The 19,222-nt window shown below is 70.6% G+C and carries 15 protein-coding genes; 4 read left to right on the top strand and 11 right to left on the bottom strand.

The window, feature by feature from the left end:
• Positions 1-28 precede the first annotated feature (28 nt).
• The 3 genes from ACFY8O_RS22625 to ACFY8O_RS22615 form a co-directional block, all read right to left on the bottom strand.
• Positions 29-604, bottom strand: a complete 576-nt coding sequence (locus ACFY8O_RS22625; protein ID WP_145806384.1) for a histidine phosphatase family protein — start codon at positions 602-604, stop codon at positions 29-31.
• A gap of 65 nt (positions 605-669) precedes the next feature.
• Entirely contained in the window at positions 670-1,107 is a 438-nt protein-coding gene (locus tag ACFY8O_RS22620; RefSeq protein WP_387905070.1) for a GNAT family N-acetyltransferase, read from the bottom strand.
• Positions 1,108-1,164: 57 nt separating this feature from the next.
• Positions 1,165-2,613 (bottom strand): aminotransferase-like domain-containing protein, encoded by a 1,449-nt coding sequence (locus tag ACFY8O_RS22615; RefSeq protein ID WP_387905068.1) that lies wholly within the window; start codon positions 2,611-2,613, stop codon positions 1,165-1,167.
• Between ACFY8O_RS22615 and ACFY8O_RS22610 the strand changes: the two genes are divergently transcribed.
• Both ACFY8O_RS22610 and ACFY8O_RS22605 read left to right on the top strand, forming a co-directional pair.
• Entirely contained in the window at positions 2,612-3,574 is a 963-nt protein-coding gene (locus ACFY8O_RS22610; protein ID WP_387905065.1) for a DMT family transporter, read from the top strand. The two genes, ACFY8O_RS22615 and ACFY8O_RS22610, sit on opposite strands and share 2 nt — an antisense overlap.
• Before the next feature lie 42 nt (positions 3,575-3,616).
• A complete protein-coding gene (locus tag ACFY8O_RS22605; protein WP_145806390.1) occupies positions 3,617-3,820 on the top strand; it encodes a DUF1918 domain-containing protein in 204 nt (67 codons plus the stop codon).
• A 72-nt stretch (positions 3,821-3,892) separates the two neighbouring features.
• Here ACFY8O_RS22605 and ACFY8O_RS22600 read toward each other — a convergent pair whose 3' ends face one another.
• On the bottom strand, positions 3,893-5,146 hold the full coding sequence (locus ACFY8O_RS22600; RefSeq protein WP_387905062.1) for a glycoside hydrolase family 10 protein: 1,254 nt from the start codon (positions 5,144-5,146) through the stop codon (positions 3,893-3,895).
• Positions 5,147-5,342: 196 nt separating this feature from the next.
• On the opposite strand from ACFY8O_RS22600, the gene ACFY8O_RS22595 reads away from it, so the two are divergent.
• Positions 5,343-6,203 carry a 3-hydroxybutyryl-CoA dehydrogenase gene (locus ACFY8O_RS22595; protein WP_145806394.1) on the top strand — a complete coding sequence of 287 codons (861 nt, stop codon included), beginning with the start codon at positions 5,343-5,345 and terminating at the stop codon, positions 6,201-6,203.
• 202 nt (positions 6,204-6,405) lie between these two features.
• Here ACFY8O_RS22595 and ACFY8O_RS22590 read toward each other — a convergent pair whose 3' ends face one another.
• From ACFY8O_RS22590 to ACFY8O_RS22570, 5 genes are all read right to left on the bottom strand, one after another.
• Positions 6,406-8,829 carry a beta-glucosidase H gene (locus tag ACFY8O_RS22590; RefSeq protein ID WP_387905384.1) on the bottom strand — a complete coding sequence of 808 codons (2,424 nt, stop codon included), beginning with the start codon at positions 8,827-8,829 and terminating at the stop codon, positions 6,406-6,408.
• 554 nt (positions 8,830-9,383) lie between these two features.
• Positions 9,384-11,978 (bottom strand): family 78 glycoside hydrolase catalytic domain, encoded by a 2,595-nt coding sequence (locus ACFY8O_RS22585; RefSeq protein WP_449341824.1) that lies wholly within the window; start codon positions 11,976-11,978, stop codon positions 9,384-9,386.
• A 49-nt stretch (positions 11,979-12,027) separates the two neighbouring features.
• Positions 12,028-12,936, bottom strand: coding sequence for a carbohydrate ABC transporter permease (locus ACFY8O_RS22580; protein WP_145806400.1), 909 nt, complete (start codon positions 12,934-12,936; stop codon positions 12,028-12,030).
• A gap of 5 nt (positions 12,937-12,941) precedes the next feature.
• Complete coding sequence (locus tag ACFY8O_RS22575) at positions 12,942-13,826, bottom strand: carbohydrate ABC transporter permease (protein ID WP_387905056.1); 885 nt, start codon at positions 13,824-13,826, stop codon at positions 12,942-12,944.
• A 107-nt stretch (positions 13,827-13,933) separates the two neighbouring features.
• A complete protein-coding gene (locus ACFY8O_RS22570) occupies positions 13,934-15,250 on the bottom strand; it encodes an ABC transporter substrate-binding protein (RefSeq protein ID WP_387905053.1) in 1,317 nt (438 codons plus the stop codon).
• Positions 15,251-15,536: 286 nt separating this feature from the next.
• Between ACFY8O_RS22570 and ACFY8O_RS22565 the strand changes: the two genes are divergently transcribed.
• Entirely contained in the window at positions 15,537-16,550 is a 1,014-nt protein-coding gene (locus ACFY8O_RS22565) for a LacI family DNA-binding transcriptional regulator (RefSeq protein WP_387905050.1), read from the top strand.
• Positions 16,551-16,799: 249 nt separating this feature from the next.
• Here ACFY8O_RS22565 and ACFY8O_RS22560 read toward each other — a convergent pair whose 3' ends face one another.
• On the bottom strand, positions 16,800-18,041 hold the full coding sequence (locus ACFY8O_RS22560) for an MFS transporter (RefSeq protein WP_387905047.1): 1,242 nt from the start codon (positions 18,039-18,041) through the stop codon (positions 16,800-16,802).
• A 199-nt stretch (positions 18,042-18,240) separates the two neighbouring features.
• A complete protein-coding gene (locus tag ACFY8O_RS22555) occupies positions 18,241-19,170 on the bottom strand; it encodes a LysR family transcriptional regulator (protein ID WP_387905045.1) in 930 nt (309 codons plus the stop codon).
• Positions 19,171-19,222: the final 52 nt, after the last annotated feature.

Genomic DNA, 19,222 nt, shown 5'->3' with positions numbered 1-19,222 from the left:
AGACACCGGGCCGTACGAGGGCGGAGCCTCAGCCCGGGAAGACACCGAGGCTGAGGCTCCAGCGGCCGGGCAGCCCGATGAGCGTCACGGTGGAGAGCGGGCGCACGTCGACGTTCCAGTACGTCGGCGGCGGGGCGTTGAGCGCGTACACGAGGGCGGCGCGGACGACGGCGGGTTCGGCGACGGCGACGATCCAGCCCTCCCGCACCGGCCGGGTGTCCAGCCAGCCGCCTATGCGGGATATGAAGCCGAGCAGCGACTCGCCGCCGTGCGGGGCGGAGCGCGGATCGGCGAGCCAGGCGTCCACCCCCGCCGGTTCGCGGGCGGCCACGTCGGCCAGCGTCAGCCCGCGCCACCGGCCCATGTCGCAGTCGCGCAGCGCGGGCTGGACCAGCGGCGCGAAGCCGAGGGCGGCGCCGGTGGCGCGGCTGCGCGGGGTGGGCGAGCAGTAGCGCAGTTCGGCAGCGGCCAGCGGGATCAGGGAGTGCGCGGCGAGCCTCACCTCGTGCCAGCCCGTGTCGTCGAGCGGCCGGTCGTCGTCGAATCGCTCGGCGAGCAGGGCTGAGCTGCGTGCTGCGGCGACCAGTGAGACGCGAACACTCATGGGCGCGATCGTGGAGCCGAACGCGGCGCCGGTCAAGAGGGCGACCGGGGCGACGTGTACTCGGCTCAGTTCAGCTGGAGAGCCATCCACATGCCGGGATCGGCGAGCGGGGCGAACCCGATCTTCGCGTAGACGCCGTGGGCGTCCTCGGTCGCCAGCAGGAGCCTGCGCACGCCGAGGGAGGCCAGGTGGTCTCGGGCGGTGGTGACGATGCGGGTCCCGAGGCCGTGGCCGCGGGCGTCGCGGTCGACGTACACGTCGCAGAGCCACGCGAAGGAGGCGTGGTCGGTCACCACCCGGGCGTAGGCCACCTGTTCGCCCGACGCGACGTCGTACGCACCGAAGTTGAGCGAGCCCGCGATCGCACGGTCCTGGTACTCGCGGGTGCGGCCGAGCGCCCAGTAGGCGTCCGTGGAGAGCCAGTGGTGGATACGGGCGGCGTCCAGGCGGGCCGGGTCGCGCGAGATCTCGTACCCCCGGCCGGGAGTGTCGGTGTCAGTCATGGGCGGAGGCTATCGCCCGGCCCACGGCGATCCGCAGGAGGCTGCGGCGAGCGGGGACTACCGCCCGGACGGTGGCAGTTCGTCCCAGGCGGCGCGCAGCCTGCGTACCCCTTCGGCGATCTCGGCGGGCCCGGAGAGGGCCGCGTAGCTCAGCCTGATGTGGCCGGCCGGGGGCTCGGCGCAGTGGTAGGGGCTGCCGGGGGCGACGGCGACGCCGGCCCGCAGGGCGGCGGAGACCAGGGCGGGTTCGTCGGCCGCCGGGCCGGGGAGCCGCAGCCAGACGCTGCCGCCCCCCGACGGCACGTGCGTCAGGGTGAGTTCGGGCAGCCGGGTGCGCACCGCCGCCGTCACGGCGGTGCGGCGACTGCCCAACTCCGCGGAGACGGCTCGCAGATGCCGGTCCCAGGACGGGGCGCCCACGAGTTCCAGCGCTGCCTCCTGGAGCGGTCTCGGTACGAAGAAGCTGTCGACGACCTGGATGGCCCGCAGTCGTTCCCTGACGGGCCCCCGGGCGGCGAGCGCCCCGACGCGGAGGCTGGGCGAGGTGGCCTTGGTGAGGGAGCGCACGTGGATCACGACGCCGTCCGGGTCGTGGGCGGCCAGCGGCTCGGGCAGCGGCCCGGCGTCGTGGTGGACGAGATGGCGGGCGAAGTCGTCCTCGACGACGAACGCCCCGGCCTTCCGGGCGGCCCGCACGACGCGTTCGCGCCGCTCGGGGGCGAGGACGACGCCGGTCGGGTTCTGGAAGAGTGGCTGGCATACGAAGACCTTGGCCCCGGTGGCGCGGAAGGCGGCTTCCAGCAGGTCGGGCCGCACCCCGTCCGCGTCCATGGGCACGGGTACGGGCCGCAGGCCGGTGGCGCGGGCGACGGCCAGCATGCCCGGATAGGTGGGCGACTCGACGAGCACGGGGGCGCCGGGCGGGGCGAGCGCGCGCAGCGCGGTGGCCAGGGCGCTCTGCCCGCCCGCCGTGACCAGGACGTCGGGTCCGGTGAGGGTCCCGCCGATCTCCCGGGCGAACCAGGCGCGGAGCTCGGCGAGGCCGCAGGTCGGCGGCCGGTCCCACGCGCCCGGCCGGCGCCCCGCCCGGGCCAGGGCGGCGGCCATGGCCCTCTCGGGCTGGAGGCTGGGGTGGAGATAACCGCCGTTGAACTCGATGACGCCCGGCGGGGGCGCGGAGAGCGTGACGAGGACTCCCGAGGCGTCGACGGTGCGCGGCACGGCCTCGGGCCCGCTGTCGCTGCTCAGCGTCACCTCCTGCCAGGAGGTGTCACCGGGGTCGGGGAGCGGGGTGCGGGCCTCGGCCCGGAAGGCCCCGGCGCCGGGGCGGGTGACCACCAGACCTTCGGCGGCGAGCTGCGCGATGGCCCGGGAGACCGTGACCGGGCTGACCCGGAAGCGCTCGACGAGGGTGCGGCTTGACGGCAGCTTTCCACCTGGGGAGTAGCGGTCGAGCTCTCCTCGCAGGGATTTGGCCAGTTCCGCCACACTGCTACGCTCATGCATGAGAGCACACAATAGCGCTATCGGACGAACCACGATAGCGGTCCCGGCGGCCCCGCCCGTGGCGCGCCGCGGCCCCGGAAGCGGCGTCCTCCTCGCCGGACTCGGCGTCCTCGCCTTCTCACTGACCTTCCCCTCCACGGTGTGGGGGCTGGAGAGCTTCGGCCCCTGGTCCCTGGTGGCACTGCGCAGCGTGCTCGCGGCACTGATCGCCGGGTGCGCCCTGCTCGCGGGCCGGGTACCGCTGCCCGCGCGCCGCCACTGGGCCGGTCTCGCGGTCGTCGCGGGCGGTGTGGTCGTGGGATTCCCCCTGCTGACCTCGCTGGCGCTCCAGACCTCCACCAGCTCGCACGCGGCGGTGGTGGTGGGCCTGCTCCCGCTGACGACCGCGCTCTTCTCCGCGATGCGCACCGGCTCGCGTCCGCCCCGCGCCTTCTGGATCGCCGCCCTCGCCGGGGCGGCCGTGGTGATCGCCTTCACCGTCCAGCAGAGCGGCGGGGTGCTCTCCTCCGGTGATCTGTACCTCTTCGGGGCGCTGCTGGTCTGCGCTGCGGGCTACACCGAGGGCGGCAGACTGGCCGGGGTGATGCCCGGCTGGCAGGTCATCGGCTGGGCCCTCGTGCTCTGCCTGCCGCTCGCCGTGGCGGGGGCGGCCGTGGCGCTGTCCTTCGAGCCCGTCCGTCTCACGGCGCACGGGGCGATCGGGCTGGTCTGGGTGGCCGCCGGGTCGACCTTCCTGGGGCTGTACGTCTGGTACCGGGGCATGGCGGAGATCGGGGTGCCCCGGGCGAGCCAGCTCCAGCTGGCGCAGCCGCTGCTCACCCTGGTCTGGTCGTTCCTGGCCCTCGGCGAGGAGATCTCCGCCGCCGCGCCGGCGGCGGCGGTGGCGGTGCTGGTGTGCATCGCCGTCACCCAGCGCGCCGGGAGTGGCCGCACGAAGGACGGCGACGGCATCCGGTCATAGACTTGTCGACATGGACCGCCACCCGTGAGGAGGTCACTCCCGATGGAGGCACACGCGGGCGACCGGCTGCTGACGCACGGCAGGACCGTGGGGCAGCACGACAGGGTCGCAGAGATCATCGAAGTGCTCGGCGACCGGGGCGGCCCCCCGTACCGCCTGCGCTTCGCGGACGGCCACGAGTCGATCAGGTCCCCCGGCCCCGACAGCGTCGTCCAGCACACCGTCCCCGAGGACCAGGACCGGTAGAGCGCGCGTGCGCCGGGGGCACGAGTGGTTCCCGGCGCACGCGCTCCGGCCGTCCGGGCGCGGCGGTCCGGCTCAGCGGGGGACGCGGGCCCGCAGCTGGTAGTGGTCGGCCACCACCCGGGCCATGGCCCCGATGGGGTCGGCCTTCACGTGCCGCGCGGAGAAGTAGACGTGGCCGCCCACCTCCGGATGGTCCGCGGCGAGATCGAGGTGCCGGGAGAGTTCGGCCGGGTCCTGCCAGGCGGCGGGCTGCGCCGGGTCGCCGGCCTTGTGGAGCGCCTCCCCCACGTAGAGCCCGACGCCGGTGCCCCGCACGGTCTCGGCCCACCACGGGAGCAGCTTCGCGTAGTCCGCGGCGGGGAAGCCGATGTTCCAGTAGATCTGCGGGCAGATGTAGTCGATCCAGCCCTCCTTCACCCACTTACGGGTGTCGGCGTACAGATCGTCGTACGTCTGCACGCCGGCCGAGGTGGCGGAGCCCAGCGGGTCGGTCGCGGCGTTGCGCCAGACCGCGAAGGGACTGATGCCGAAGCGGACGCCGCTCCTGACCTCCTTGATCCGTTCGCCCGTCTCACGCACCAGCCGGTCGATGTTGTCCCGGCGCCAGGCCGCCTTGTTCGCGAAGGCCCCGCCGTACCGCTCGTAGGTCTCGTCGTCGCCGAAGACCTGGCCGGCCACCGGATAGGGGTAGAAGTAGTCGTCCCAGTGCACCGCGTCGACGGCATAGCGGCTCACCGCGTCGAGCATGGCGTCCTGGACGAAGGTCCTGACCTCCGGCAGTCCCGGGTTGTAGTAGAGCTTCCCGCCGTACGGCAGGACCCAGTCGGGGTGCAGCCGGGCGGGGTGCGAGGCGACGAGCCGGGAGGGGTCCGTGTGGTTGGCGACCCGGTACGGGTTGAACCACGCGTGCAGCTCCAGCCCGCGCGCGTGCGCCTCGCGCACCGCCGTCCCCAGCGGGTCCCAGCCCGGGTCCTTGCCCTGCACGCCGGTCAGGCACTGGGCCCAGGGCTCGTACGACGAGGGCCACAGGGCGTCGGCGGTCGGCCGGACCTGGAGGACGACGGCGTTCAGCCGCAGTTCCACGGCACGGTCCAGATGGGCGATCAGCTCGGCCTCCTGGGCGGCGGCGCTCAGGCCGGTCGCCGAGGGCCAGTCGAGGTTGGCGACGGTGGCGACCCACATGCCGCGCAGCTCTCCCTGTCCGGCCCCGCGCCGCCGGGGCGGGCCGCCCGGCCGCCGCGCCGCGACGGCGTCACCCGCGGTCATCATCGCGGCGACCGTCCCCGCCGCGCCCACCACAAAAGATCTCCGGCCCAAACCACGCATGTGCATACCTTTCGTTCCGCTCTTCCCGTGAGCCACGCCGGCAGTGCGTGACGCAGATCATGCCCACCCCCACGCCGCACGACCCGCAGCTCACCGGAGCCGGATCGCGGAGTAACGTCGTGGGGTCGAGGCGGGCACCGGAATCAAACGGGAACGCCGCACGAAGATCAGCGAAAGGCACGAGGTGACGGACTCTATGGCCGACATTGCACGCGTCGGAGTGGTCGGCTGTGGCCAGATGGGCGCAGGTATCGCGGAGGTCTGCGCCCGCAGCGGCCTCGAGGTCAAGGTGGCCGAGACCACCGGCGAGGCCTTGGAGATAGGGCGTACCCGCCTGCACAACTCCCTTTCGAAGGCCGCCGAACGCGGCAAGATCACCGCGGAGGAGCGCGACGAGACGCTCGCCCGCCTCAGCTTCACCACCGACCTCGGCGAGTTCGCCGACCGCGATCTGGTGATCGAGGCCGTCGTGGAGAACGAGCAGGTCAAGACCGAGATCTTCCAGGTACTCGATCAGGTGGTGACCCGGCCGGACGCGATCCTCGCCTCGAACACCTCGTCCATCCCGCTGGTGAAGCTGGCCGTCGCGACCTCCCGCCCCGACCAGGTCATCGGCATCCACTTCTTCAACCCGGCCCCGGTGCAGCGGCTCGTCGAACTGATTCCCGCGCTGACGACGTCCGACGAGACGATAAAGCGCGCCGAAGCCGTCGTGCACGACGTGCTGGACAAGCACGCCATCCGCGCCCAGGACCGGTCGGGCTTCGTCGTGAACGCCCTGCTCATCCCGTACCTGCTCTCGGCGATCCGGATGTTCGAGTCGGGCATCGCCAGCCGTGAGGACATCGACAACGGCATGGAGATGGGCTGCGCCCACCCGATGGGCCCGCTCAAGCTCGCCGACCTGATCGGCCTGGACACCGTGGCCTCGGTCGCCGACTCGATGTACGCGGAGTACAAGGAGCCCCTGTACGCCGCTCCCCCGCTGCTCCAGCGGATGGTGGACGCGGGCCGGCTCGGCCGCAAGACGGGGTCGGGGTTCTACCCGTACGACTGACTCGTCCGTCCGAGGGCCGGCGGCGCACGCCGCCGGGCCCTCGTGCGTCCGGTGGCCGGCGGCCGTCCGCCGACGTCGGTGGAGGGGCGATGCGGCCGGGGGGTGGCCGACTGCCTCGGTGGCCGGCAGCACACCCGTGTCGAGGCGGTCGCTCCCTCCCCGGCTCGGCACGGAGCGACCGCACCCGGGCCGTCGGCCTCGGTCAGCGGATGGTGAGGACGCGCTGGGCCGTCAGGTCCCGGGAGGACCGTGCGGTGGCGAAGGTGTAGGAGCCGGGCACGAGAGCCCAGGCACCCGACTTCCACACCGTCAGGTCCTGTGCCGGCACCGTGAAGGTCAGCCGTTGTGAGCTCGCGGCCTCGAGTGTGACCTTCCGGAAGGCGACGAGGCGCCGTGGCTCCGCTGCTGCCGCGCCGGGCGGAGTGACGTAGATCTGCAGCACTTCGGTGCCCTTGCGTCGGCCCGTGTTGGTGACGCCGACGGAGAGGGTGACGTTCCTGGTCGCCGGGTCGTAGGCCGCTTCGAGGGAGCCGTGGGCGAAGGACGTGTAGGACAGGCCGTGTCCGAAGGGGAAGCGGGGCTGTTGCCCCGTGGCGTCGTAGTAGCGGTAGCCGACGGCGATGCCCTCCTCGTAGGAGACGGCGCCGTTCGTCCCGGGGTAGGTCGCGGGGGTGGTGCCCGGTCCCTGGCCGGCGTCGGCGGGGAAGGTGACGGGGAGGCGGCCGGAGGGGTCGCTGTCGCCGAAGAGGACGGCCGCGAGTGCGGTGCCCGTTCCCCGGCCTCCATACCATGCCTGGATCACGGCTTCCACGTCGTTGAGCCATGGAGTGGCGACGGGACCGTCGGTGTTGAGGACGACGATCGTGCGTGGGTTCGCGGCGGCCACGGCGGTGATGAGCTGATCCTGGTCGCCGGGCAGGTCGAGTCGCTCGTGATCCATGGCCTCGCCGGCGACCCTGTTGACGAAGACGATGGCTGCGTCGGCCGCCCCCGCCGCCGCGACGGCGGCGGGGATGAGGGACTCCGGCTGCCATCCCAGGGTGAGGCCGCAGGTGCCGGTCTCGGCGGTGGCGTTGGTGTAGGTCAGTTCGACGGTGACCGCGCGGCCGGCGGTCAACTGGGCCGTGCCCTGGAGCGGGTAGTCGAACGGTCCGAGGAAGAAGCGGCGCATCTGACGGGTGCCGGAGACGACCGTGACACCGTTGATCTTCAGTGTGGCCGTGCCCGCGGGCAGCAGGGAGAAGCGGTGCAGCCCGGTGGCGGTCGGGACGAGCGTGCCGGTCCACTCCGCCGACCACACCGCGGGCAGATCCGCCGCGGGCGCGGTGGTGAAGTCCACGGTGGCATCGGTCCTGGTCACGACCGGAGTCCCGGTGGCATCGGCGCCCGCGAAGTAGGCGGCGCTCAGGCCGGACCCGCCCGTGCTGTCGCGCAGCACTCCGCAGGGAACCACGGGCAGGGGCAGGTCGCCCTTGGTGCCCTGTGAGTGGGTGACCGCAGCGGAGCTTCCGGCTCGGTTGCGGATGGCGTCCAGGGGGGTGGTCCAGGTGCCGGGGTCGACGTAGCTCGATCCGGCGACACCGGTGAAGACGTCCGCGCCGGCCGGGCCGATGACAGCCAGTGACTTCACCGAGGCAGGCAGCGGCAGGGCCGAGGAGCGGTTGGCGAGCAGGACCGTGGAGGCGACAGCGGCCTCGTGGGCGAGGTCCCTGTGTTCCTGCGTGCTGACGTTGTCGGCGGGAGCGGGGACGGGGCTGTCGAAAAGGCCGTTGGCGAACATCGTGACGAGGACGCGCCGCGCGGCATCGTCGAGCCGGGCGCCCGAGATCGCGCCACCCGTGAGGCCGCCCGCGGGGATCCTCACCGCACCGGGGCCGAGTCCGGCAAGGTCCATGCCTGCCCGGGCCGCTGCGACCTGGTCGTCGCCGGCCCAGAAGTCCGGCACGGTGTAGCCCTGGAGTCCGAGGCCCTTCTTCAGGTCGTCGAACAGGGCGGGGTCCTGGGTCGCGAAGGTGCCGTTGATCTTCGGGTAGGCCATCATCACCGACGTGGTCGGCGCGGCGAGGACCACACGGCGGAATGGAGCCTCGTAGATCTCGTGCAGGGCTCGGTCGGAGACCTCGGTGTCGGTGAAGAAGCGGTTGGTCTCCTGGGTGTACGCGGCGAAGTGCTTGACGGTGGCGGCCACCTTCTGGCTCTGCATACCCACCGTGACGGCTGCCCCCAGGTACCCGGCGAGCAACGGGTCTTCTCCCATGCCTTCGGACTGCCGCCCGAAGTGCCAGGTCCGGGTCAGGTCGACGGTGGGGCCGAGCATGTTGTTGTATCCCTTGCCCCGGCCCTCCGCGCCGATGGCCCGGCCGATGCGGCGTGCCAGGTCCTCGTCGAAGGTCGCCGCCTGGGCCACGGGCACGGGGAAGGCCGTCACTCCCTTCTCACCCCGGAGGCCGGCGGACGCGTCGACCATGGTCAGGGCGGGGACACCCAGGTGGGCCACGGCCGCGAAGTCGCAGCGCACCAGGGCTTCCTTCTCCGCCGCCGACATCCTGGCCAGCAGGGCGGAGGCCCGGTCCTGCGGAGCGGCTCCGGACGCGGCCACCGCCTGAGCGCGCATGACGGGAGCCATGCTCACGGCCAGAGCGGTGGACGTGGCGGCAGAGAGAAATTTTCGTCTGTTCACAGCGGCTCTCCGGATACGTAGTGGCGGCTGTCCGACGCGCCGCCGTAGGGGGAATGGGGGCCGGACAGGAGGTCAGGTTCCTGACCGGCCCCGGCTGCTGGGAGACATGTATGCGCGGGTACTGAACATGCGAAGTGGCATTATTCAGCGGATCGAAATAAATCTGCCGCGTCCCACGACAGCGATCCCTGGCTCACACAGACGCCGGCACGCGAATCGTCGCCCCAACATCCGGAAAGCTATTGCCTGCCCATGCGGAGGTCAACCCTCGGGCACCAACTCTTCAAATAAGCCACTGAACAGCGGAAACAACCGGCCTCCGCCGAATGGGACGCGAAATTTCCAATGGAACACCGAGGGAGATTTCTTTCTCATCGTTCTGCTGGATGCCACGCATCCACGAGAGGAATACAAAGCGCCCAAGAAATGGTCCGAAAACCCGGACGGCCGGGCGCAGGAAATCTCTGCGCCCGGCCGTCCGGGATGAACGAGATGAATGGTCAGACAGCGGCTTCGGCAATCTTTTCGGTGCCGATGACGTGTTCACCCGGATACAGGGTGATCGGCTCACAACCAGGCAGCTCGGCAATCGCCAGGCACCCTTCGGGAACCGTGCAGCGGGCCGTCATACCGGTGCCGGTCAATTCCCAGAACAAGGAGGCGCTCCCGTAAGGGGTTTCGTGGCGCGTGCGGGCCCAGGTGATGCCGCCCCCGGGCCGTGGGCGGAAGGTGATCTCCCGGTAGCCGGGGGCAGAGGCGGTGATGCCGCCGACGACGCGGTGCAGCCAGTCGGCGACGGCCCCGAGGGCGTAGTGGTTGAAGGACGTCATCCCGCCGGGGTTGAGGCTGCCGTCGGGCCGCAGGCTGTCCCAGCGCTCCCAGACGGTGGTGGCGCCCTGGGTCACGGTGTAGAGCCATGAGGGGCACTCGGTCTGCAGGAGCAACCGGTAGGCGACGTCCAGGTGTCCGGTGTCGGTGAGTGCGTCGCAGATCAGAGGAGTCCCCACGAAACCGGTGGCGATCCGGGCCGCGTCCGCGCGGACGAGCTCGGCGAGCCGGTTTCCCGCGCCGCGCTTCTGCTCGGGGGTGAGCAGGCCGAAGGTGATGCCCAGGGCATGGGCGGTGGGGCTGTCGCTGGTCATGCGGCCGGACGGCAGGACGTACCGGCGGCGGAAGGCTTCACCCACTTCATCGGCCAGGGCGAAGTACCGTGCGGCCTCGGCCTCGTCTCCCAACTCGGCGGCGGAGAGCGCGAGGTGGCGAGCGGAGTGGGCGAAGTACGCGGTGGCGACGAGATACCGGTCGGTGCGGCCGGCCGCCGGGTCCTCGGGCGGAGCGGCGGGGTCGAGCCAGTCACCCAGCTGGAAGCCGGTGTCCCACACGCGGCTCGGTCCGGCGAGGCGTTCCACGAGGTCGACCCACTTCTTGGCCATGGGGTGGTGGCGGCGGAGGAGGTCGACGTCGCCGAAGCGCTGGTACAGGGTCCACGGAGTGAGCGTGGCAACGTCTCCCCACGCCGCACCGGGCTGGATGGGCGTCCACATCGGCTTGCCCGGTATGACTGGTACGTACCAGGGGACGGTGCCGTCGGGAAGCTGTTCGAGGCCGACGTCGGTGAGCCAGGAGTCGAGCATGCCCGCGCAGTCGTAGAGGTAGCTGGCGGTGGGGGCGAAGACCTGGATGTCGCCTGTCCAGCCGAGGCGTTCGTCGCGCTGGGGACAGTCGGTGGGTATGTCGACGAAGTTGCCGCGCATGCTCCAGACGACGTTCTCGTGCAGACGGCTGACGAGTTCGTCGCTGCATTCGAACCACCCGGTGCGACGCATGTCCGTGTGGTGGACGCGCGCGGTGACCTTGTCCGGGGTCAGTTCGCCGGACCAGCCCGTGACTTCTGCGTAGCGGAAGCCGTGAAGCGTGAAGCGGGGTTCCCAGGTGATCGGGCCACGCCCGGAGAGGACCAGGGTGTCGGTGGCGTACGCCTCGCGCAGGGGGCGGGTGGCGAGTTCACCGTCCTGAAGCACCTCGGCATGACGCAGGGTGATGGTGGTTCCTGCCAGGCCGTCGGCCGTCACACGGAGGCGGCCGACGAGGTTCTGCCCGAAGTCGAGGAGATACCGGCCGTCCTCGGCGCGGGTGACGGAGACCGGTGCGATCTCCTCCGTGCAGCGCACCGGTGGTCCCGTCGGTGCGACGAGGGTTCCGGGGTCGCGGCGGCCGGTTCGCACCGGGGTCCAGTCGTCGGACGCGGTACGCGACGGCGTGCACCAGTCCGGGTCGTGCAGCCGGGCGTCGAACGTCTCACCTTCGTAGAGGCCGCTGGTCAGGATCGGTCCCGGGGCCGCGCTCCAGGTGCCGTCCGTGGCGACGACGTGGGTGGTGCCGTCGCGGTACGTCACCTCCAGTTGCGCGACGAGGGCCTGGTCGGTGCCGTAGATGTTGCGGGTCCCGCCGTCGAAGCCGTACTTGCCGCGGTACCACCCGTCACCGAGCCAGGCGCCGATGGTGTTGGCGCCCTCGGTGAGCCGGCCGGTGACGTCGTGGGTGCGGTAGCGCAGCCGGTGCGGGTAGACCGTCCAGCCCGGGGCCAGCGTCTCGTCTCCGACCCGGCGGCCGTTGATCTCCACCTCGTACAGGCCGTGCGCGGAGACGTACAGGCGGGCGTGGGCGAGAGGGCGGTCGAGCTGGAAGTCCTTGAGGACGCGTGCCGGGCGGCGTTCGGCCTCCGGGTCCTCGCCCCATCCGGCGCCCACGGGGACCGCCTGCCAGTCGGCGGGGTCCAGGAGGCCGGCTTCGACGGCCCGGGGTTCGCTCCACGCGGACGGGTCATCGGCGCCCGTGGTCCAGACGCGGACCCGGACGGCCGCTCTTTCCCGGGAGGCGAGGGGCTCGCCGGGCCAGGGCACCAGCACCTGGCCTTCGTCGTCCACCCGTCCTGTCCGGCGGACCGTGCCCGAGCGGTCCACTTCCAGTTCGTAGGCCCGCTGCCGACCGGCGCCCGGTGGGAGTGTCCAGGTGAGGCGGGGTCTGGCGACTCCGACGCCGAGACCGTCCGGAAGGTGCTCGACGGATACCGGGGAGGGCTGAGGGGGGAGCACAGGGGACCTTTCTTGCACGTACGGGAGTGAGCGCGGTGAGGGGTGGGGGTCAGCCCTTGACCGCTCCCGAGGTGAGGCCCTTCATGACCTTCTGGTTGAGGAAGAGGTAGATCAGGAGGGTGCCGAACACGTTGATGCAGATGGCGGCGAAGAGCGGCCCGTACTGGGTGGCGCCGAAGTCACCGGTGAAGTTGAGCAGGCCGACCTGGATGGTGCGCAGGTCCTGGTTGTTGGTGAAGGTGAGCGCGATGAGCAGGTCGTTCCAGATGAAGAAGAACTGGACCAGACCGACGGTCAGCAGGGCGTTGCGGACCAGGGGCACGCTGATGGTCCAGAAGGCGCGGAGGATGCCGGCGCCGTCGATGGTGGCGGCCTCGAAGAGTTCGCGGGGCACGGTGCGGTAGTACGTGGCCATCATGAAGACGGTCAGCGGCAGGCCGGTGCCGGTGTAGGTGAGGACCAGCGGCCACAGCGTGCCGGACATGCCTGTCTGGAAGTACACGGTGAACAACGGCAGGAGGATCATCTGCGGGGGCACCATCATGCCCGCGAGGAAGACGAGAAGGGTGAGGCTGCGGCCCTTCCACACCATGATCTGGAGGGCGAATCCGGCGGCCGTTCCCAGGAGCAGCATGAGCGCCAGGGCGGGCAGGACCGCGAGCAGGCTGTTCTGGACGTAGAGGCCCAGGTGACCGGTGGTCCACGCCTCGGAGTAGTTGCCCCACTCCCACGTCGTCGGCAGGCTCCAGGTGGAGTTGTTCAGGTAGTCGTCGTTGGATTTCAGCGACGTCAGGAACATCCAGATCAGCGGGTAGATCTCGACGACCAGCAGCAGGGCGACGACGGTCTTCACCCACAGCCGGCGCGGTGCCCGGGCCCTGCGGGCCGGGCCGGCGGCTGCCGAGGGTCCCCGGCGCCGGTGGCCCGCGGAGGTCTTCACAGGTGTGTCGATGGCCATGGCGCTCAGCCCTCCGTGAGGTCGCGCTGCGAGACGCGGTAGACGACCAGGCTCACCAGCAGGCAGACCACGGTCAGCAGCAGGGCGATGGTGCTGCCGTAGCCGTAGTCGCTGTAGGTGAACGACGTCTGGAACATGTACAGGGTCAGGGGCGTGGTGCCGCTGCCGGGACCGCCGTTGGTGAGGGCGACGACCGAGTCGAAGACCTTCAGGGTGCCGTTGATGCTGAAGATGAGGGACGACATCAGCACCGGCAGGGAGAGCGGCAGCACGATGTGGCGGATCAGCCGGACCCCCGAGGCCCCGTCCAGACGGGCCGATTCCAGGACCTCGTCGGGGATGTCGACCAGGCCGGCGAAGAGCAGGACGGCGTAGAAGCCCATGGAACGCCAGATGTCCATGACGATCAGCACCCAGAAGGCGCTCCCCGCGCTTCCGAAGAAGTCGACCGAGTCGATACCGACCGCGTTGAGCAGCGAGTTGACCGGGCCGGTCTGCGGGGCGACCTGGAAGAACTTCTGGAACAGCAGGCCCACGGCGACCGTGGGCAGCACGACGGGGAAGAAGACCAGGGTGCGGATGAGCGCCGAGGACCTCTTCAGGAAGAACACGTACAGCAGGGCCAGCAGATAGCCGGCGAGGACCTGTCCCACCGTCACGACAGCGCCGTACTTGAGGGTGAACCAGAGAGCGTCCCGTGCGGCTCCGTCGGAGAACAGACGCTGGAAGTTGTCCAGGCCGTTGCCCGTGAAGCCGTCGATGGTGTTGCCCTTGGTGAAGGAGTAGCCCAGCGACCACACCATCGGGACGAGCATGATCAGGGAGTACACGAGGAGAGCGGGACCGAGCAGGATCAGGATGGCCCTGCGGTCACCGAGGACGCGGTGCATGAGTGGTGTCCACTTCGTTTCCGTTGAAGAGACCTGCCGTACGGGACCGGGGCGGCACACCCGGGGTGCGGGGTGCGCGAGGAGGCCAGGTGAGCCGCCCCCACCGGTCACCGGGCGGTCAGGGCGTCCTGCACGGTCTGCATGAACTTCTGCGGGGCCATGCTGCCGCTGACCAGGGACGCGGCGTTGGTCTGGCTGATCGTGGTGGCCTTGGTGCTGAAGAGCGCTTCGAACCACAGCACGTTCTGCCCGGACGCGCCGATGGTGTCCCTGACCTGCGTGGTGACCGCGTTGGCGTCCTTGACGTCGGCGTTCACCTTGAATCCGGAGATGGCACCCTGGTCCTTCAGCACGGTCGCGCCGTAGTTCTTCGCGATGCAGGCGGTCCAGTCAGCCGTCCTGTCGTCGAAGGACTTCCTCGCGAGGGTGATGCCCAGGCCGACGTTGGAGGGGTACTGGTCGATCGCGCCCTTGCCTCCTGTCACCGCCGGGAAGGGCATGAACCCGACGTTCTCGACGCCGATCTTGTTCTGCCCGGCGTCGGAGATGTTGGTCAGCGCCCAGCTGCCCATGTAGAACATGGCGGCCTTGCCGTTGAGGAACTGGTTCATCGCCGTGTCGTAGTCGATGGAGCCGAGGCCCTTGCCGAAGTAGCCCTTCTTGCCGAGATCGGCGACTTCCTCGGCGGCCTTGACGTACTCGGGGTCGGTCAGCGCGGCCTTGCCGTCAGCGACCTTCTGGAGCGCGTCGGGACCGAGGCTGCGGTAGAGGTACCCGCTGATGAGGCGAGTGAGGGGCCAGCCCTGCTGCCCGGACGCGGAGAACGGCTGCACGCCCTTGCTCTCCAGCTTCGCCGAGGCGTCGACCAGGGCGTCCCAGGTGGCGGGCTCGGAGAGGCCGTTGTCGCTGAACAGCTTCTTGTTGTAGAAGATGCCCTCGATGTTGTACTCGTACGGGAGTACCGCCAGCTTGCCGTCGTACAGCGCCTTGACCGTCGAGACGGCGGCGGGTTCGATCTGGTCCAGGACGCCGAGTTCCTTCAGCTCCTTCTCCAGGTCGGCGATCTTCCCGGATCCTTCGAGCTGGTTGGTGAGGGCGGGGGCGTTGCCGGCGGCGAACTGCACCGGCAGGGCGTCCTGTCCGGCCAGGAGCTGGAGCTTCTGGTCGAGACTCGCCTGAGGGACCGTCTCGGTCTTCAGCGGCAGCGCCTTGTTCTCCTTCGTGCACGCACCCTTGGACAGGGTGGTCAGCGCCGTCTTGACGGCGGTGTTCTCCGTGACGCTGAGGTAGCTGAAGTCCTTCGGAGCGGAGGAGGAACCGGAGCCGCTGCCGCCGCAGGCAGTGGCCAGGAGCGCCAGGGAGGCGGTCCCGGCGGTGAACAGGCTCAGACGTGCGCGGTGGGCACGGGACATACGAGGGGACACGGAAGACTCCCAAGAAGGATGGAGAGAAGGCGAGGGCATGGAGCGGCACGAAAGGCAGCGGGCGGGCCCTGCCGCGAGGAGAGCGTGTAAAACGTTCTCCACTAAGATTGGGCAACACCCTGCACCTCCCCCACCACCCCGTCAAGACACAGAGACGTAACGCTGCTGCACCCCGGCGTAACACTTGACGACGCCCAGGGTGTTCGGTGTAGACCGTTACACTCACGACTACAGATCCGGAGCACTGACGATGGACCCGGCTTCGACACCCAGGCAGAACAGACGTGTGACCATCACCGACGTCGCTCGGCATGCCGGCGTGTCCACCGCCGCGGTCTCCAAGGTGATGCGCAACGCCTACGGCGTGAGCCCTGGCATGCAGGAGAAGGTCAAGGCGTCGATCGCGGATCTCGGCTACCGGCCGCACGCGGCGGCCCGCGGCATGCGCGGCAGGACCTACACGATCGGCGTGCTGCTGGACAACGTACGCAACGCCTTCTTCGCCGACATTCTCGACGGCATCCAGGACGAACTCCGCGACAGCGAGTACACCGTGCTGATCGGCGCAGCAGGATTCTCGGCGGAGGAGCAGGCCAAGACCATCCGCTCCATGGTCGACCGTCAGATGGACGGCCTGATCCTCATCGCCCCCGGTACCTCCCGCGACGAGGTCCTCGCCACGGCCGCGGTGACGCCGACCGTGGTGCTCGGACATCACGACGGCTCCGACACACACGACTCGGTGGTCGACGCCGACGACGTCGGGGCCGGCCTGGTCGTGGACCGCCTGGTCTCGCTCGGCCACCGCGACATCGCGCTGGTCTCGGCCCCGGGCACCAAGGCCAACCGCTGGAGGCGCACCCCCGAGATCGTCCTGACCGCCGGCTATCTCGAGGCCATGGAACGGCACGGGCTGTCCGCGCACGCCCAGGTGCTGCACGCCGCGTACTCCGACGAAGGCGGTTTCACCGCGGGAATGACCCTGCTGACCGGGGACCATCGGCCCTCCGCCGTCATGACCGGCGCCGACGTCGCGGCGCTGGGCATCTACCGCGCGGCCCACGAACTCGGCCTGCGCATCCCCGAGGACCTCTCGCTGGTGGGCTACAACAACACCGCCCTCGCCGCCTTGGCCCCTGTGCAGCTCAGCAGCGTCGACCAGGCCGGACACACCATGGGCTCCACCGCCGCCCGCATGCTCATCGAGCGAGTGGAAGGCAGGAGGGACCGGGCGATGCGGACGACGATGACCCCCCGCCTCGTACAACGCGGCAGCACCGCAGCCCCGGGGAGCCGTTGAAGCACGGCCCGGCAGGCGCCCGCAGCCACGTCCCACGCGGTCCGGGCACCGGAATCCGGGCTGACGGTGCCGTGCGGATGTCCGGTGGCGGCCGGCTGTCGCCTTGGAACGACAAGCCGCCCGCCTCCTCATCGCGGACACGGCGCCGGACGCCGGTCACGAGCCATGCCCGCGTCGTCCTTCGGCCGGAACTGACCGTACGGCGGTCCACCCTGCCCTCGTCCGCCGCGGTGACCTCGCGGGCGGGGGTCAGGGCTGCTCGGGAACACGGTGCGGAAGTGGAGCCGGCGTCGCGCGCCCGAGGAGGAACGGCACACCCGCGACGAGCAGGGTGACCAGGCCGAGCGCTCCGACGGCCGTGCCGAGGTCACCGAGGGCCTGCTCGCCTCCCAGGAGGATCAGCGGGCAGGCGAACTCGCCCAGGAAGAACGCCGAGGTCCACAGGCCGGTGCCGCGACCCCGGTCGGCGAATGCGAGGCGGGACATGGCCAGGGTCAGCAGGGAGGGAAGCAGCAGACCGGTGCCTACGCAGTTCAGCACGGCGCCGAGGATCAGCAGGGGCAGGCTGTCGCTCACCCCCATGACGAGGAATCCGGCCGCGCACAGCAGGAGGACGACGGGCAGACGGCGTTGTGGCCGGCCCGTGAGCCGGGTGAAGAGCACGGATCCGAGGACGGTGGCCAGGCTCGCGACGGCGGTGACGGCGCCGATTCCACCGGTGGAGTCGACGTCCAGGTCGTCGAGGAGGTACGACATCTCCACGGGCACCGTGTAGAAGACGACAGCGCCGAACGCCGTCAGCAGGCAGATCCCGGCCATGCGGCGTACCGGAAAGGGGCGCCGTTCCGCCGTGGAGGCCGTCGGTCCGCTCGGGGTCGCGGCCGGGGTCCGCGGCGTCGGCAGTATGCGGGCCATGGCGGGGGCGAGCACGAGCCCGATTCCGTAGAGCCAGAACGGTGCCTGCCAGCCCGCACCTCCGAGAGCGCCGCCGAGTACGAAGAAGACGGTGGCGGACGCCGACGCGCACATGGTCTGCAGGGCGAGGTAGCGGTCGCGGACGCGCCCGGTGTAGTAGTCGCCGATCAGCGTCGTGCACGCCGTCATGATCGCCGCTTCGGCCACACCGACCAGCACGCGGCTGACGAGGATGCCGTGCAACGAGTCCACGTACAGCGGAACCGTACCGAACAGGGTGTACAGGACCGTCGCCACGACCAGGAGGCGCTTGCGGCCGAGACGGTCGACGATGACGCCCGCGAAGGGAGCCAGCAGGGCCAACGACAGCGCGGGAACGGTCAGCACGAGAGGGACCAGTGCCGCGCTCCCGGCGACGCCCTCGAAGTGTTCCTGCATGCGGGGCAGAACCGGTGCGAGCAGGACGGCGCCGAGGACGGGCAGGCAGCTGCCGGCCATGAGCAGAGCGGCCGGCAGCCTGCCCTGAACGTCCGGGGAGTCGCAGTCAGGGGAAAGCGGGGCGGCGGGAACAGGCATGGCGGCACTCCGGAGCGCGAGACGTGAAGGGGTGCGGGGCGCCCGGTCCTTCGGTCAGGACGCCGGTGCGCGGGCACGGTGATGTGACACGACTATGCGGTCCCCTCGATGACCTGCCCAGTCCCGCTGCGATCCGATTTTCGGATGCCTCGGATCCATCCCGTGGATGGATCCGGGTCCGCTCGCCACCCCAGTGCCCTCAGGAGGTCCCCGGCTCCTCCTTCGCCTCGGCCATGCGCCTGCCGACCCGGGCAGCCGTTTCCCGCAACCAGATGTGGGCGGCATCGTGCGTGTGCACCGGGTGCCACCACATCGCTTCCTGCAACGGCACCGCTTCGTAGGGAGGCTCCAGTACCCGTACGGCGGCGAGCGGCGTCAGCAGACGGGCGAGGCGGGCCTGGACCAGAGCGATGCGCCGGGTGCCGGCCACCAGCAGCGGCAGCACCTGGAAGCTGTCGACGGAGACCTCCACCCGTGGTTCGACGCCGAGCATGCCGAGCTGGCGCACCGCCGGGGCGTCGTAGGTGCGCTGGTAGGTGACCCATGGCAGCCGGGCCAGGTCCTGGCGGGTGAGCCGGTCCTCCACACTGGGGTGGTCGTCCGCGACGAGGAAGACCCAGCTGTCCTGGTAGAGGTCGGTGGCGGGGAAGTCGCTGACCACTCCGTGCGGCATGAGCAGGCCGTCGGTGGTACTGAGCAGCGTGGCGGTGTCGTCGACCACGGTGGTCGGGGGCTGGGTGAAACGCAGGCGGATGCCGGGAGCCTCCTCGTGCATGACCCGGGCGAGCTCGGTGCCGAACACGGCGACGGCGTAGTCGGACGCGATGAGCTTGAACTCCCGGCTCTCCCCCATCGGGTCGAAGTCGGCCTGGCTGGCGAACAGGCGCTCCAGTACGTCGTAGGCGGTGGAGGTCCGGTCGAGCAGCACCTGGCCGAGGGCGGTGAGTTCGTAGTGGCCGCCGACCCGGGCGAGGAGGTCGTCGTCGAAGTGGCGACGCAGCCGGGCCAGCGCGGCGCTCATGGCGGGCTGGCTGAGCCCGACGCGCTGTCCGGCGCGCGTCACGTTGCGCTCCTCCAGCAGGGCACGCAGCGCCACGACGAGATTGAGGTCCAGACGGGACAGATTCACGGGCTTCCCCCTTGCGATGCGGCGCCGACCAGGAGAAATAAACACCATGGAT

This window comes from Streptomyces argenteolus (assembly GCF_042902585.1).
In the GTDB taxonomy this organism is placed as follows: Bacteria; Actinomycetota; Actinomycetes; order Streptomycetales; family Streptomycetaceae; genus Streptomyces; species Streptomyces argenteolus.
The sequence above is the reverse complement of the archived record's forward strand: the minus strand, read 5'-3'. Positions and strand labels throughout refer to the sequence as shown.

Excerpts from the sequence above, each read along its gene's own strand:
- ACFY8O_RS22575 (WP_387905056.1), bottom strand. The coding sequence starts at position 13,826 with ATGCACCGCGTCCTCGGTGACCGCAGGGCCATCCTGATCCTGCTCGGT.
- ACFY8O_RS22580 (WP_145806400.1), bottom strand. The coding sequence starts at position 12,936 with ATGGCCATCGACACACCTGTGAAGACCTCCGCGGGCCACCGGCGCCGG.
- ACFY8O_RS22605 (WP_145806390.1), top strand. The coding sequence starts at position 3,617 with ATGGAGGCACACGCGGGCGACCGGCTGCTGACGCACGGCAGGACCGTG.
- ACFY8O_RS22595 (WP_145806394.1), top strand. The coding sequence starts at position 5,343 with ATGGCCGACATTGCACGCGTCGGAGTGGTCGGCTGTGGCCAGATGGGC.
- ACFY8O_RS22590 (WP_387905384.1), bottom strand. The coding sequence starts at position 8,829 with ATGGCTCCCGTCATGCGCGCTCAGGCGGTGGCCGCGTCCGGAGCCGCT.
- ACFY8O_RS22610 (WP_387905065.1), top strand. The coding sequence starts at position 2,612 with ATGAGAGCACACAATAGCGCTATCGGACGAACCACGATAGCGGTCCCG.
- ACFY8O_RS22615 (WP_387905068.1), bottom strand. The coding sequence starts at position 2,613 with ATGCATGAGCGTAGCAGTGTGGCGGAACTGGCCAAATCCCTGCGAGGA.
- ACFY8O_RS22625 (WP_145806384.1), bottom strand. The coding sequence starts at position 604 with ATGAGTGTTCGCGTCTCACTGGTCGCCGCAGCACGCAGCTCAGCCCTG.
- ACFY8O_RS22600 (WP_387905062.1), bottom strand. The coding sequence starts at position 5,146 with ATGCGTGGTTTGGGCCGGAGATCTTTTGTGGTGGGCGCGGCGGGGACG.
- ACFY8O_RS22620 (WP_387905070.1), bottom strand. The coding sequence starts at position 1,107 with ATGACTGACACCGACACTCCCGGCCGGGGGTACGAGATCTCGCGCGAC.
- ACFY8O_RS22560 (WP_387905047.1), bottom strand. The coding sequence starts at position 18,041 with ATGCCTGTTCCCGCCGCCCCGCTTTCCCCTGACTGCGACTCCCCGGAC.